Origin of the sequence: Ensifer sp. LC384 (genome assembly GCF_001695865.1) — a bacterium.
In the GTDB taxonomy this organism is placed as follows: Bacteria; Pseudomonadota; Alphaproteobacteria; order Rhizobiales; family Rhizobiaceae; genus Ensifer.
Window position 1 is genome coordinate 78,302 of record NZ_MBST01000003.1, and the last position, 14,586, is coordinate 92,887.

A 14,586-nucleotide genomic window follows, 5' to 3' on the forward strand; every position below is an offset into this window, starting at 1 on the left:
CAGATTTCCATGAGGAGACGGATATGAGCCGCGAAATCCGGCTGAATGCCTTCGACATGAACTGTGTCGGCCATCAATCTCCAGGCCTTTGGACGCATCCGCGCGACCAGTCCTGGCGTTACAAGGATCTCGACTACTGGGTGCATCTGGCAACGACGCTCGAACGCGGCAAGTTCGACGGCCTGTTCATTGCCGATGTGCTCGGCGTCTACGACGTGCTGAACGGCAATGTGGAAGCGGCACTCCGGCATTCCGCGCAGGTTCCGGTCAACGATCCGCTGCAGCTGGTGCCGACCATGGCGCATGCGACGGAACATCTCGGCTTCGGGCTCACGGCCTCGCTGTCGTTCGAACACCCCTACACCTTTGCGCGACGGATCTCGACGCTCGACCACCTGACCAAGGGCCGCGTCGGCTGGAATATCGTCACCTCCTATCTCAACAGCGGTGCGCTCAATATCGGCCAGGCACAGCAGACACGGCACGACGATCGCTACGATATCGCGGAAGAATATCTCGAGGTCTGTTACAAGCTCTGGGAAGGCAGCTGGGAAGACGGAGCGGTCGTGCGCGACCGGGCTAGCGGCCTCTTCACCCATCCCGGCAAGGTGCATCCGATCGACCACCACGGACGGCATTTCACCGTCCCGGGCATCCACCTGAGCGAGCCGTCACCGCAGCGCACGCCCGTTCTCTACCAGGCCGGAGCTTCGAGCCGCGGCAAGGATTTTGCCGGCGCCCACGCGGAGTGCGTCTTCGTCGCGGCCCCCTCGAAAACGGTCCTGAAGCGATACGTGGCCAATGTCCGCGAAGCGGCCGAGCGCGCAGGGCGCGATCCGCGCGACCTCCTCACCTTCAATCTGCAAACCGTGATCCTCGGCGAAACCGACGCGGACGCGAAAAAGAAGTTCGAGGACTATCGCAAACATGTCTCCTATGAGGGCGCGCTGGCGCTGATCTCTGGATGGACCGGCATCGATTTCGGCCAGTTCGCACCGGACGAGCCGCTCCGCCATCGCTACACCAATGCGGTCCAGTCGGCGGTCGAAACCTTTACGACCATCGACCCGGACAAGGTCTGGACCGTGCGCGAAATGGCCAATTGGGTCGGCATCGGCGGCTTCGGTCCCGTCTTCGTCGGCTCCCCGCAAACGGTCGCCGACCTCCTGCAGGAGTGGGTCGAAGACACCGATGTCGACGGCTTCAACCTGGCCTATGCCGTCACGCCCGAGACATTCGAGGATGCGGTCGACCTGCTGGTGCCGGAACTGCAGAAGCGCGGCGTCTACAAGACCGCCTATCGCGAAGGCACGCTGCGCGAAAAGCTGTTCGGCGGCGGCCCGAGGCTCGTGGCACCCCATCCCGGTGCGAGCTATCGGGAACTCGCCGGGAATGGCCACGCGATCGCGGCTTCCGCATAGGAACAACCCCCGACGGAAAACCACCCGGAGGTTGGCGGCGACTGGATCCTCGGGTCAAGCCCGAGGACTCGGTCGGGCCCGCGGATGACCAAGCGGACATGACGCCCAGCCTCTCGTGCCGTCATCCTCGGGCTTGACCCGAGGATCCACGCGCGGTGCGTCCGTGGCGAGAAAGGCGATCTGGACCCAAAGGCCCGAGGCGGATGGATGCTCGGGTCAAGCCCGAGCATGACGGAGAGAATAGAACAGACGCCGATCAATACGACCGCCGGCCGGCCACGGTCAGCCGACCGGACCCTGTCAGCAGGCTGGCCGCCCAGAAAAAGCCGGGCGTTCTCCATCGTGTATTGAGGCTCGGTGGTTCTTCCACCAGGCCCTACCCCTCCCAATCAGCTGTAAAGGCTCACAGGCGGGATCCGGCCATTCAGCGCAAAGTCGCCAACCTCGCGTGCCTTGTAGAACACGGGGTCATGCAGAGTGTGGGTGCGGACATTGCGCCAATAGCGATCGAACCCATAATGCGCGGCCGTGGCGCGCGCGCCCATCAGTTCGAAAACCTTGGCCGTCACATCGAGCGCCACATGGGTAGCATTGACCTTGGCGGCATAGGCTTCGATCGCGGCTTCCCCGCGCTCGCGCTCCGTGACCGACCGCCCCTTCGACAGCGCCGCTTCGACAACGCCCGCCGCCACGTCGGCCAAAGCCACAGACGCCTTCAAGGCGGCCTGCAATTCGCCGACACGTTCGAGAATGTAGGGGTCCTCGCTGGCTCGCGTGACGCCCGACGTGATCCAGGGTCGCGTGGTAGTTCTGATGTAGTCGAGCGCAGCAGCCAGCGCGCCTTCAGCCGTGCCGAGATAGAAATTGACGAAGACAAGCTGGATCAGCGGCGTGTTGAACGTCGCCTGCACCGGGGGCGGATCGGACGGGTCGGCAAGGGGCAGGATAAAATCACGCTCGTAGACGGGAAAGTCGCGAAACTCGACGCTGCCGCTGTCGGACAGGCGCTGGCCGATATTATCCCAATCGTCATGGGCGACATAACCCGGCCGATCCGTCGGCACGACGAAATTGGCGATCCTGCCATTGAGCGTCGCGTTGACGTTGATGCGATCGGAGACATGCGCGCCGGTCGAAAAGGTCTTGCGACCGTTGAGCACATAGTGGCCGCCACGCCGCTCCAGCACCAGCCCGGGGTCGCGCGGGTTGACTGCCGCACCCCAATAGAGCTGCCGCTCGACCGTTTCGGCGCCGAGCACCCAAGCCTGGTTCGGATCCGCCGCCGCCCAGTAGGCATACTGGCTGTTGACATAGTGGTAGCCGAGCAATTGGCCGATCGAGCTTTCCCCGCGCGATATGATCCGCACGAGACGCAACCCGTCCACCCAGCTTAAGCCCGAGCCACCGACTTCAGGCGCGTGCAGTGCCGACAGCAGTCCCGCCCGACGCAGCGCTTCGATTTCGTCGCGTGGCGGCAAGCCGAGGCGATCGAGCTCGGCACCGCCTCGGGCAAGCTCACCCGACAGTTCGGTCGCCTGCGCATACAGATGCTGGCGCTTTTCTTGCTGTTCGGTATTGGCCGGTTCGGGCTCCCGGAGGAAATGCACGTTGCTCATTCGCCTCTCTCCATTGGTTGAGGCGAAATAGTGCATTTATTCTATAGACAATAACAGCAAACGAATTTCAACTCGGAGCCGCAAGCGGGAAAGTCCTACCCGCCCCTGACGCGAAGACGGCCGTCGACCTCCAGAAGGTCAGCCGGCTTCCACGTCTCTCAGCGCCACGATCTCGGTGGCGTTGTCGTTGGCTGCAAACTGTTCGAGCGTCATATTGTCGAGGATCGAGGCCACGGCATCGCGCACGTCACTCATCGATTTACGCACGTGACAGTTGACCGGGTCGGAACAGTCGTCACAGGCTTCGAACGCCGTCCGGCTGGCGCAGCGGATCGGGGCCAAGGGTCCGTCAAGCGTGCGGATGACCTGGCCGATGCGAATATCGGACGCCGGTCTGGAAAGCGAATAGCCACCGCCAGGGCCCTTTTTCGACCGCAGGATCCCGGCATTGCGAAGCTCGAGCAGGATCGCGTCGAGGAATTTTTTCGGAATATTGTTGCGGGTGGCGATTTCAGTAATGAAGGCGGTTTCGCCAGGCTCCAGTTGAGCCAGGTCGACAAGGGCCTTCAGCCCATATTTACCCTTCTTGGTCAACATTGCACTTCGCTCTCCTGAACAAGGAAGGCCGCCACAAATCCGTTCCGCACCGACGTTGGTATCACCGGAGGCAACGGGTTGTGACGGCCGCACTGTTTCGCTTAGGATGCCATACACCCAAACCGGGCCATTCTCAAGAAATTACGTAAGTTTCTGCATAGATTTTGTGAATTTTATTGTCGAATTCAAGGCGGAGCAGCAATGATTTGCTCATCTCTGCCGACGCCACGTCATCGCAGAACGCTAGAAAAGCTTGGCGGGGATCCAATCGGCAGTCACGGCATCGCTTGCGCTGAAAGCCGGAACCTTTGCCGCCAGCTCCTCGATCGTCTTCACGCCCGCCTGGCGCAGCGCCTCTTGTGTCAACAGCGCCGGCTTGACCAGGATCCGTTCCGGCACGTGCTGACCGGCGATCTTGAGCGCAACCGCACGGACCGAGACGGCGCCGACGACGGCCGGATTGGTCGCGACGGTCGCTACCCAAGGGCTGCCCTCTTCGACGATCTCCTGGATATCGGCGGTCGAAACATCGGCGGAATAGATCTTCAGCCTGTCGGTTATACCCAGATCGGCGGCGGCAAGCTTCACGCCGCGGGCGAACTCGTCATAGGGCGCGAAGACGACTGATATGTCCGGGTTGGCCGCAAAGGCGGCTTTTGCCTGATCCCCCGTACTCGTTGCCGTGGTGTCGCTGACATTGCCGAAGCGCGCCTTTTCGACCACGCCCGGATTGTCCGCCCTAAACTTGTCCCATACCTCATTGCGGCGGTCGAGCGGCGCGAAACCGGCGACATAGACGTAACCGGCATTGAAGCTTGTGCCATTGTCCTTGACCGCCTGCTCCAGTGCCAGGCGCGCCAGTTCATGGTCGCTCTGCTCGACCTGCGGCACGGCCGGATTGTTCAGATTGACGTCGAAGGCCACCACCTTCACGCCAGCGTCGACAGCCTGCTGCACGACATCGCCGAGCGACTCCGGCAGACCGTGGTCGACGACGATGCCGTGAACGCCGAGATTGATCGCCTGCTGGACCTGCTCGCGTTGCTCCGCGGCATTCTGCTTGCCGGGAAAGACCCTGAGATCAATGCCTAGCGCCTTGGCCTGCGCCTCGGCACCGGCCTGATAGGCCTGGAAGAAATCGCCGGAAGAAATGTAGGAGATGAGCGCCACCTTTACCCCGCCCTTGTCGAAAGGCGCCGGCGCGCCCTCCAGCCCTGCGGCTGACGCGCCGCCCGCAAACCCCAAAGTCATGAGCGTTATCGCCGCGCGCTTCAAATTGCACCGCATTGTCGACCTCCTGTTGAATCTCAACCTGTGCAGCTGACTATCAGCCGTCGACCGCATGGTATAATCTACAATTTTTATGTACAATAAACACATTCCAATCCCGCTGCCGTGAGCGGAACGCCTTGCTCACAGCAGCCGGTCTGGCAGCAGAAGTTGTGCTGCGGTAGGCCCCGCGCGAAACGGCTCTCAACAGTGCCAGGAGAAAAATTCCGATTATTGCGTAAACCTGGGATATTTTTGCGACATATTAGCGCATGTTTGGGACCAACTTTCGTTTGTTGCGCTGTTCTTCTCTACTGAAAATGCATACTTTTCTGCGTTATTGCAGCGCAACGACGAATTGGTTTTAGCAATGCCCCTCCTCCGCATCGACGGACTTGCCCACGCTTTCGGGCCGACGAAGGCGCTTGCCGGAGCCTCCCTGGTAATCCGCTCGGGCGAGATCGTCGCGCTCATGGGAGCGAACGGCGCCGGCAAATCAACCCTGGTCAATGTGCTCGCCGGAACGCTGGCAGCGGATCAGGGAACGATGACGCTGGCCGGGCGGCCCTATGCTCCCCGCTCCCCCGCCGAGGCGACGGAAGCCGGCGTCGCGACCGTTCACCAGTCGACCGAGCGCGTCGGCGCGCCGGGACTGACGGTCGCCGATGCGTTACTGCTGCATGCTTACGCGGATGGCTCGACACCTTTCTTCCTCAGCCGCTCTAGTGTCCGCCGCAAGGCGGCAGAGATGCTTCGGAATGCCGGCTTCGAGCTGCCGCTGGACCGAGACTTTGCAGACCTGACCGCGGCAGACAGGCAACTCGTGGCCACTGCGCGCGCCCTGTCGCGCCGGGCGTCGTTGCTGATCCTGGACGAGCCGACGGCGAGCATTTCGGGACGAGAGTCCGAGCGGCTTTACGCGATCCTCCGGCGCCTTCGTGACGAGGGTCTGGCGATCCTGTTCATTTCGCACCGCATCGCCGATCTCAATGCACTCGCCGACCGCGCCGTCGTCATGCGCGGCGGCACCGTCGTTGGAGAATTCGGCCGGCCGATCGACTTCGATCGCGCCGTCGAGACGATGATCGGGCGCCCCTTGCGCGCGGCCCGCCCGGATGCGCGCTCCTTCCATCGCGCGCCGGTGCTGGAGATGGCCGGTATTCAGCTCGTTGCCGGCAGCACCCCGTTCGACCTTGCGCTTCACGCGGGTGAAGTGGTGGCCGTCACCGGCGTGCTGGGTGCGGGCAAGAGCCGGTTGCTGCAGGCGATCTTCGGCACGCGCACGCCTGCGGCGGGAACGATGCGGCTCGACGGCAGGGCCTACCGTCCGGCGACACCCGCCGACGCGATCAAAGCCGGTGTTTTCATGGCCGGCGAAGACCGGCACCGCTCGTCGCTGATGCCTTCGGATTGGCCCGGAAGCACGCTGGCCCCGACGATCAGCCTGCCTCATGTGGCGAGGTGGTATCCGTTGGGCTTCCTGCTAGGCGCGCGCGAAAAGCACGAGGCGCAGCGCGCCATCGATACCCTAGGCATCAAGGCCAGCGGGCCTGAGGCGCCGATAGCGTCGCTTTCCGGCGGCAACCAGCAGAAGGTGATCCTTGGCCGCTGGAACGCCGAGCCGAGCCGCGTGCTTTTGCTCGACGAACCGTTCCAGGGCGTCGACGTCGGCGCCCGCCATGACATCATCACCGCGATCCGCGCCAACACCGACCGCGCCACCCTGATCGCCACTTCGGATCCGGAAGAGGCGCTGGAAGTCGCCGACCGGATTCTCATCATCGACCACCACAGTTTGACGCCGGCTCCGCAAGGGGAGCCGGCGGCTGAAGCAATCGAGGCCTGACCGGATGACCACCCTCAACACCGAAAGCCAAAACCCGATGGGCGAACGCGTCAGCGCCGCCATCCGCGCCAGCGCCGTCTTCATTCTGCTTATCGTCATGGTCGCCGGCTTCGCGCTCGCCCAGCCCGCCTACATCAACGTCACCAATCTGATGAGCATACTGCAGGCCGTTTCCGTCGTCGCCATTCTGGGTGCTGGCGTTACGGTCACACTTGCCGTCGGTGGCTTCGATCTCTCCATTGGCGCGGTCGCCGCCTCGAGCGTCATGGCGGCGAGCTACGCGATGATCGTCTGGGGCCTTGGCGTCTACGAGACCGTGCCGCTGGTGTTGCTGTTTGGAGCACTCGTCGGCCTCGTCAACGCCTTCCTGATCGTGCGCCTGCGTGTGCCCGATCTGCTGACAACGCTGGCGATGATGTTTCTGCTGACCGGCCTGCAGCTGATCCCGACCGCCGGGCGGTCGATATCCGCCGGGCTCATCCTGCCCGACGGTTCGACGGCTACAGGCGCTTACGACCCGGCCTTCCTGCTGATCGGGCGCTCGAGCTTCTTTGGCATCGTCCCCGCCCCCGTCGTCATCATGGTGCTCGTCGCCATCATCCTGTTCGTCCTGACCGAGCGCACCCGCCTCGGCCGCCTGCTGTTTGCCACCGGCGGCAACGAACTGGCGACCCGGCTTGCCGGCGCCTCGGTCCCGCGCCTGAAGACGCTTGCCTATGTGCTTTCTGGCACGCTCGCCTCGCTCGGCGGCATCATTGTCGCTGCCCGTGTCGGCCGCGGCGACGTCTCGTCCGGTGCCTCACTGCTGATGGATTCGGTCGCCGCCGCTCTGATCGGCTTTGCCGTTCTCGGCCTGCGCCGACCGAACGTCTTCGGCACCATCGTCGGCGCGGTCTTCGTCGGCCTTTTGCTCAACGGCCTGACGATGCTCAACGCCCCCTATTACACCCAGGACTTCGTCAAGGGCGCCGTGCTCGTCGGAGCGCTGGCGCTCACCTACGGCCTTGGCCGCAGCCAGGCGCGCTGACCATCCATTCCAACAGAGCGAGGATACTGACCATGAAACACCTGACGCGCACCATTCTCGGCAGCCTTGTTGCCGCTTCGCTGATGGCGGCCCCTGCCTTTTCCGCCGGCATTGACGGTGCACCTGCCCCGTTCGACAAGGGCGACGTCGACATCGCCGTCGTCAGCTTCCTCAGCGGTGGCGACTGGCTGCAGGCCTTCGAGGCCGGTGTCAAGCGCCAGGCGGACGCGCTTCACGTCAACCTGACGGTCTCGCAGGCGCGCAACGACAACGACATCCAGCGTAGCCTCATCGAGCAGGCAATCAACCTCGGCGTCGATGGCATCATCATCAACAATGGTCGCCCGGAGGTCTTGAAGGACGTAGCCCAGAAGGCGCTCGATGCCGGCATCAAGGTCGTCGCCTATGACGTCAATCTCGACAATCCGCAGATCCCGCAGATCGAGCAGAGCGACAAGGACATGGCGCGGCTGGTGCTGGAGCAGGCCGTCAAGGACAAGGGCGACGGCTTCGTCGGCGGCGCCGTCTATGTCGCCGGCTTCGCACCGCTCGACCGTCGCTATGGCGTCTGGAAGGACTTCGTCGCCAAGCACAACCTGACGGAAAAGGCCACCTGGGGCGTCGTCAACGACACGGTTCCGGCCTCCGTCGCCGACCAGACCAAGGCCGTGCTGACCGCCAACCCGGATATTTCGGTGATCTTCACCCCCTGGGACGAATTCGCCAAGGGCGTAAAGCTTGCAATCGACGAACTCGGCGTTGCCGGCAAGGTGAAGATCTACGGCGTCGATATCTCGACGGCCGACATCCAGCTGATGAACGAGCCGGATAGCGCCTGGCAGGCGACAGCCGCCACCAACGCCGCCGTTGTCGGTGAAGTCTCGGTGCGCGCCGTTTCGCTTGCGATCGCCGGCCAGTTCCCCGGCCAGTCGGTCCTGTTGCAGCCGACGCTCGTCACCCGCGATGATCTCGCCAAGGGCGAGATCAAGTCGATCGAGGACCTGCAGGAAAAATTCCCGGCCTTCCGCAAGAGCGATGCGGCGACCGCCGAGTGGGTCCCCACAGCCACCAATTGATCGCTATTGAAATTGAGGCGCCGCGCCGATCCGCGCGGCGTTTTTCTCGCGGACTGAGACTGGAAAGACCATGAGCGGCATCGACCTTCCCACGCCCGATTTTGCAAACAACATGAAACTGATCGGCCATTCGCCGATCGGCGGGCGCGGCGATGGCCTGCAGTTGATGGTGCATCGCGGTTTCGCCTATGTCGCCCACCCGTGGTCGCAGGGCTTTTCGATCGTCGACGTGCGCGATCCGAAGCGGCCGGGTGCGGTGACCTATGTGCCGGCACCGGCCAATACCTGGAACATCCACCTGCAGACGCATGACGACCTACTGCTGGTCATCAATGCGCTTGACCTGTTTGCCGATGTCGAGACCTTCGCCGACGAGAAGACCTACTACACCAAATCCGTCGGCGACACCGTCGCCGGCAGCGGCCGCAAGCGTGCCTGGAGCGCCGGCATGTCGGTCTTCGACATTTCTATTCCGGATCGCCCGCGCAAGATCGGCGAACTGAATATCGAGGGCGTCGGCTTCCATCGCCTCTGGTATGTCGGCGGCCGCTATGCCTATGCCTCGGCTCTGTTCGACGGCTTCAACGACTACATCTTCGTCACCATCGACATGATCGATCCGACCAGGCCCGAAATCGTCGGCCGCTGGTGGCTGCCGGGGATGAACAAGGCGGCAGGCGAAGTCTCCACTGCGCCGGACGGCAAGCGCTATGCGCTGCATCACGCGCTTGTTTCCGGCGACACGGCCTATGCCTGCTGGCGCGACGGCGGCCTGACGCTGCTCGACGTCAAGGACCACGCCAACCCGAAGCTCATTGCCCACCGCAACTGGTCGCCCCCCTTCGGCGGCGGAACGCACTCGCCCTTGCCGCTGCCCGGTCGCGATCTGCTTGTCGTCGCCGACGAGGCCGTGCTCGATCACGAGGAAGACGACCGCAAGCACACCTGGATCTTCGATATCCGCGAACCCTCGAACCCGGTCAGCATCTCGACCTTCCCGATTCCTTCTGAGGCCGACTACGTCGCCAAGGGCGGGCATTTCGGGCCGCACAACCTGCACGAAAACCGGCCGGGCTCGTTCGTTTCGGAGACACTGATCTTCGCCACCTGGCAGAATGCCGGCATCCGCGCCTTCGACATCACCGACCCTTACCGCCCGCGCCAGACCGGCGCGCTCGTCCCGGCCGGGCCGATCGAAATGACCGACCGACGCGCCGGGCGACCCCGCGTCATCCAGTCGGCCGATGTCTTTGTCGATGCGGCCGGCATCATCTATGCGACCGACTACAATGCCGGGCTCGCAATTATCGAATATGGTGGTTGAGTCCGAGATCAGACCGTCAGGTGACGCCTGGCCTCGACTGTGTCCAAGGTCTCCGGCGGCCCCTCATGCACCACGGCGCCGCGGTCCATGATGTAGACATGGTCCGCGAGCTCGCGGCAGAAATCGAGATACTGCTCGACCAGAAGGATCGCCATGCCCGTCGAATCCCGAAGATAGCGGATCGCCCGACCGATATCCTTGATGATCGACGGCTGGATCCCCTCGGTCGGTTCGTCGAGCACCAGGATGCGCGGCCGCGTGACGAGCGCCCGGCCGATCGCCAGTTGCTGCTGCTGGCCGCCGGAGAGATCGCCGCCGCGCCGCCCGAGCATCGAGCGAAGCACGGGGAAAAGATTGAAGACATCTTCCGGTATCGAGCGGTCGCCGCGCTTGACCGGCGCGTAGCCGGTCTCCAGGTTCTCCTTGACGGTGAGCAGTGGAAAGATCTCGCGGCCCTGTGGCACATAGCCGATACCCTCCTTGGCACGGCGAAAGGGCGCCATGCCGCCGAGCGTCACGCCATTGAAGGTGATTGCCCCGGCACTGACCGGATGCTGCCCGGTGATGGCCCTGAGCAGGCTCGACTTGCCGACGCCGTTGCGGCCAAGCACGCAGGTGATCTTGCCCATCTCGGCGCCGATCGAGACGTTGCGCAGCGCCTGTGCTGCGCCATAGTGGAGGTTGACGTTTTCGACGCTCAGCATGAAGGCGTCCTTTCCTTAGACTGTTGCGGTCGGCGTCAGCGGCCGAGATAGTTTTCGATCACCTTCGCATCACTGCTGACGAAGTCGATCGAGCCTTCGGCAAGCACCGCCCCTTCGGCCAGACACGTGACCTTGACGCCAAGCTCGCGGATGAAGCCCATGTCGTGTTCGACGACGACGACCGACCGCGTTCTCGCGATCTCCTTGAGCAGGATCGCCGTTTCGGCCGTCTCCGCGTCGGTCATGCCAGCCACCGGCTCGTCGACCAAAAGCAGCTCCGGTTCCTGCGCGAGCAGCATGCCGATCTCCAGCCATTGCTTCTGCCCATGCGACAGGTTGGCGGCAAGATCATCGCGGCGCGCGCTGAGCCGAACGGTCGACAGGATCTCCTCGATCCGCGCCTTGTCGCCCGCCGTCAGCCGATAGAACAGCGTCGGGAAGACACCGCGGCTGCGGTTGAGCGCCAGTTCCAGATTGTCCCAGATGGTGTGGCTTTCAAAGACCGTCGGCTTCTGGAACTTGCGGCCGATGCCGAGACTGGCGATTTCGGCTTCGTCGCGCTTGGTGAGGTCAATATCGCCCTTGAAGAAGACCTGCCCTTCGTCGGGCCGCGTCTTGCCGGTGATGATGTCCATCATCGTGGTCTTGCCGGCGCCGTTCGGGCCGATGATGGCGCGAAGCTCGCCCGGCTCGATCACGAAGGAGAGCGAATTGAGCGCCTTGAAGCCGTCGAAGGAGACGGAGACGCCATCGAGATAGAGAAGGCTTTTCGGTTTCGTCTGGCTGATGGTCTGGTTCATGGCAATTACTCCGCCGCCATGGGTTCAGCGACAAGGTTGTCGCGCGCGTTCTCGGCATCGGCCGCCCGGCGGTGAGCCTTGCGGCGGGCGAGATAGGCGCTCGCCGTGCCAACGACGCCTTTCGGCAGGAACAGCGTGACAAAGACGAACAGTCCGCCGAGCGCAAACAGCCAGAACTCGGGAAACGCCGCGGTGAAAATGCTCTTGCCGCCATTGACCAGGATTGCCCCGACGATCGGCCCGATCAACGTGCCGCGCCCGCCGACCGCCGTCCAGATGACGACTTCGATGGAATTGCCCGGTTCGAACTCGCCGGGATTGATGATGCCGACCTGCGGCACGTAAAGCGCGCCGGCGATGCCCGCCATCATCGCCGAGACGGTGAAGGCAAAGAGCTTGATGTGCTCGACACGGTAGCCGAGAAAACGCGTGCGGCTTTCCGCATCCCGCACCGCGACCAGCACCTTGCCGTATTTCGAGCGAACGATCGCCGTCGTCAGCACCAGACATAAGGCGAGCGTCAGCGCGGATGCGGCAAAAAGGGCTGCCCGCGTGCCGTCGGCCTGGATGTTGAAGCCGAGAATGTCCTTGAAGTCGGTCAGGCCATTATTGCCGCCAAAACCCATGTCGTTGCGGAAGAAGGCAAGCAGCAGCGCATAGGTCATCGCCTGGGTGATGATCGAGAGGTAGACCCCGTTGACCCGCGAGCGGAAGGCAAACCAGCCGAAGACGAAGGCAAGCAGGCCGGGCACCAGCACCACCATCAGCGCCGCAAACCAGAACATGTCGAAGCCTTGCCAGAACCATGGCAACTCCTTCCAATTGAGGAACACCATGAAATCCGGCAGCAACGGATTGCCATAGGAGCCGCGCGCGCCGATCTGGCGCATGAGATACATGCCCATGGCATAACCACCGAGCGCGAAGAACGCGGCATGGCCGAGCGAGAGGATGCCGCAGAAACCCCAGACGAGATCGAGCGCCAGCGCCAGCAAGGCATAGGTCAGGTACTTGCCGAACAGCGAAACCAGAAAGGTCGGCACGTGCAGCGGGTGGTCCGGCGCAGTCAGCAGATTGAGGGCCGGAATGGCGATGGCAAGCCCCAGCAGGATCGCCACGACGACGACGATGCTGCGATCGAGCGACTTGAGCAGAAACGACGTGATCATGCTTCCACCGCCCTTCCCTTGAGTGCGAAGAGACCGCGCGGCTTCTTCTGGATAAAGAGGATGATCAGCACCAGAACGAGGATCTTGCCGAGGACGGCGCCCGCATAGGGCTCGAGGAACTTGTTGAGGATGCCGAGCGAAAACGCGCCGACCAGCGTCCCCCAGAGATTGCCGACGCCGCCGAAGACCACGACCATGAAGCTGTCGATGATGTAGCCCTGGCCGAGATTGGGCGAGACATTGTCGATCTGCGACAGCGCGACGCCGGCCATGCCGGCGATGCCGGAACCAAGTGCAAAGGTTAGAGCGTCCACCCATGGGGTGCGAATGCCCATGGATGACGCCATGCGCCGGTTCTGTGTCACGGCGCGCATCCTGAGGCCCATCGACGTACGTTTCAGCAGGAACAGAAGTGCCGCGAAGACGGCAAGTGCAAATACGATGATCCAGAGCCGGTTCCAGGTGATCGTCAGACCGCCGAGTTCGAAGGCGCCCGCCATCCAGGAGGGGTTGCCGACCTCGCGATTGGTCGGCCCGAAGATCGAGCGCACCGATTGCTGCAGGATCAGCGAAATCCCCCAGGTTGCCAGCAAAGTTTCGAGCGGCCGACCATAGAGAAAGCGGATGACGCTGCGCTCGATGGCAAGGCCGACGATCCCGGTGACGAGAAAGGCGAGCGGCAGGGCGATCGCCAGCGACCAGTCGAACAGCGCCGGATAGGAGCCGCGGATGACGTCCTGGACCAGGAATGTCGTATAGGCGCCGAGCATGACCATCTCGCCATGCGCCATGTTGATGATGCCCATGACGCCGAAGGTGATGGCAAGGCCGATGGCCGCCAGCAGCAGCACCGAGCCGAGCGACAGGCCATACCAGACATTCTGGCCGGCGTTCCAGAATGCCTGCGCCTGCTCGATGCGCTGCAGTGCGGCTTCGATATCCGGTTTCAGGCTCGCATCCGCCGAAGAAAGTGCGGAGGTCAGCACGCCAAGTGCCTCGCGACCACCGCCTTCCGCCAGCGCCTTGATCGCCGCGCGCTTATCGTCGTCGGGCCGATCCGAGACCAGAAGCGTGACCGCGCGCGCCTCGTCGAGCGTCTTGCGCACGGCGGCGTCCTTTTCAGCCGCAAGCGCCGTCTCGATCGCCTCGAGCGCGCCAGCGTTCGGGGTCTGGCGCATGGATTGCGCCGCCTTCAGCCTTGCCTCCGCATCGGCGCTGAAAAGCGTCAGGCCGCCGAGCGCGCTTCGAACGGCACGCCGGACAGCGTTGTTGACCTTGATTTTCTGCAGCTCGCCTTTCGGCACTTCGCCGATGTCCGCGCCATCAAGCGGATCGACAAGAACAAGGTTCGTGCCCTTCTCCGTGGTCAGGAACACGCCGCCATCGGCTTTTCGGGCGTAGAGATTGCCTTCGCCGAGCGCTTCGAGAACCGGGATGACGCGCGGATCGCCGCTCTTAGCAAGCGCGGCAATGCGATCGTCCAATTCTGCCAGCTTGGCCGTTCCGAGCGCACTGATCAGGGCGCCGAGATCGTCCGCGGCGCGCAAGCCCGTGACATGGGCCGAAACCAATAGGCACAGGGTGATCAACAGGGTTTGCAGAATGCGGTACATCGCCTCTCGCTCGGTTTCGCTCGCCCGCGCGAGCGCAAGGCAGGCGCCGCCATCGCGGCATGGAATTTCGAGATCCCTTCGCCCAGCGGGAGCGTTGGGCGAAGGGTATGCCTGCCTATGATTT

General features: G+C 63.3%; 12 protein-coding genes. 5 read left to right on the forward strand and 7 right to left on the reverse strand.

What is annotated here, in order from left to right:
• Window positions 1-23: 23 nt before the first annotated feature.
• Window positions 24-1,421, forward strand: coding sequence for an LLM class flavin-dependent oxidoreductase (locus BC363_RS04595; RefSeq protein WP_065785709.1), 1,398 nt, complete (start codon window positions 24-26; stop codon window positions 1,419-1,421).
• Between the two features lie 389 nt (window positions 1,422-1,810).
• Here BC363_RS04595 and BC363_RS04600 read toward each other — a convergent pair whose 3' ends face one another.
• From BC363_RS04600 to BC363_RS04610, 3 genes are all read right to left on the reverse strand, one after another.
• Complete coding sequence (locus BC363_RS04600) at window positions 1,811-3,037, reverse strand: acyl-CoA dehydrogenase family protein (RefSeq protein WP_065785710.1); 1,227 nt, start codon at window positions 3,035-3,037, stop codon at window positions 1,811-1,813.
• A 138-nt stretch (window positions 3,038-3,175) separates the two neighbouring features.
• Entirely contained in the window at window positions 3,176-3,634 is a 459-nt protein-coding gene (locus BC363_RS04605) for an Rrf2 family transcriptional regulator (RefSeq protein WP_065785711.1), read from the reverse strand.
• Between the two features lie 243 nt (window positions 3,635-3,877).
• Window positions 3,878-4,885, reverse strand: a complete 1,008-nt coding sequence (locus BC363_RS04610; RefSeq protein WP_244519804.1) for a substrate-binding domain-containing protein — start codon at window positions 4,883-4,885, stop codon at window positions 3,878-3,880.
• Window positions 4,886-5,273: 388 nt separating this feature from the next.
• Between BC363_RS04610 and BC363_RS04615 the strand changes: the two genes are divergently transcribed.
• The 4 genes from BC363_RS04615 to BC363_RS04630 all read left to right on the forward strand — a co-directional run bounded on the left by BC363_RS04615 (window position 5,274) and on the right by BC363_RS04630 (window position 10,176).
• Window positions 5,274-6,749, forward strand: a complete 1,476-nt coding sequence (locus BC363_RS04615) for a sugar ABC transporter ATP-binding protein (protein WP_065785850.1) — start codon at window positions 5,274-5,276, stop codon at window positions 6,747-6,749.
• 4 nt (window positions 6,750-6,753) lie between these two features.
• A complete protein-coding gene (locus tag BC363_RS04620; protein ID WP_065785713.1) occupies window positions 6,754-7,776 on the forward strand; it encodes an ABC transporter permease in 1,023 nt (340 codons plus the stop codon).
• A 32-nt stretch (window positions 7,777-7,808) separates the two neighbouring features.
• The gene (locus tag BC363_RS04625; RefSeq protein WP_065785714.1) at window positions 7,809-8,852 is read left to right on the forward strand and encodes a substrate-binding domain-containing protein; all 1,044 of its coding nucleotides are present in this window, start codon (window positions 7,809-7,811) and stop codon (window positions 8,850-8,852) included.
• Between the two features lie 70 nt (window positions 8,853-8,922).
• Entirely contained in the window at window positions 8,923-10,176 is a 1,254-nt protein-coding gene (locus tag BC363_RS04630) for a hypothetical protein (protein ID WP_065785715.1), read from the forward strand.
• Window positions 10,177-10,184: 8 nt separating this feature from the next.
• Here BC363_RS04630 and urtE read toward each other — a convergent pair whose 3' ends face one another.
• From urtE to urtB, 4 genes are read right to left on the reverse strand one after another with little or no spacing between them, the layout of a single operon-like run.
• Window positions 10,185-10,880 carry an urea ABC transporter ATP-binding subunit UrtE gene (gene urtE / locus BC363_RS04635; protein ID WP_065785716.1) on the reverse strand — a complete coding sequence of 232 codons (696 nt, stop codon included), beginning with the start codon at window positions 10,878-10,880 and terminating at the stop codon, window positions 10,185-10,187.
• A 35-nt stretch (window positions 10,881-10,915) separates the two neighbouring features.
• Entirely contained in the window at window positions 10,916-11,680 is a 765-nt protein-coding gene (gene urtD / locus BC363_RS04640; protein WP_065785717.1) for an urea ABC transporter ATP-binding protein UrtD, read from the reverse strand.
• A gap of 5 nt (window positions 11,681-11,685) precedes the next feature.
• The gene (gene urtC, locus BC363_RS04645; RefSeq protein ID WP_065785718.1) at window positions 11,686-12,849 is read right to left on the reverse strand and encodes an urea ABC transporter permease subunit UrtC; all 1,164 of its coding nucleotides are present in this window, start codon (window positions 12,847-12,849) and stop codon (window positions 11,686-11,688) included.
• Window positions 12,846-14,462: an urea ABC transporter permease subunit UrtB gene (gene urtB, locus BC363_RS04650; RefSeq protein WP_065785719.1), complete on the reverse strand. Its 1,617-nt coding sequence runs from the start codon at window positions 14,460-14,462 to the stop codon at window positions 12,846-12,848. The genes urtC and urtB overlap by 4 nt, the downstream gene beginning before the upstream one ends.
• Between the last annotated feature and the right edge of the window lie 124 nt (window positions 14,463-14,586).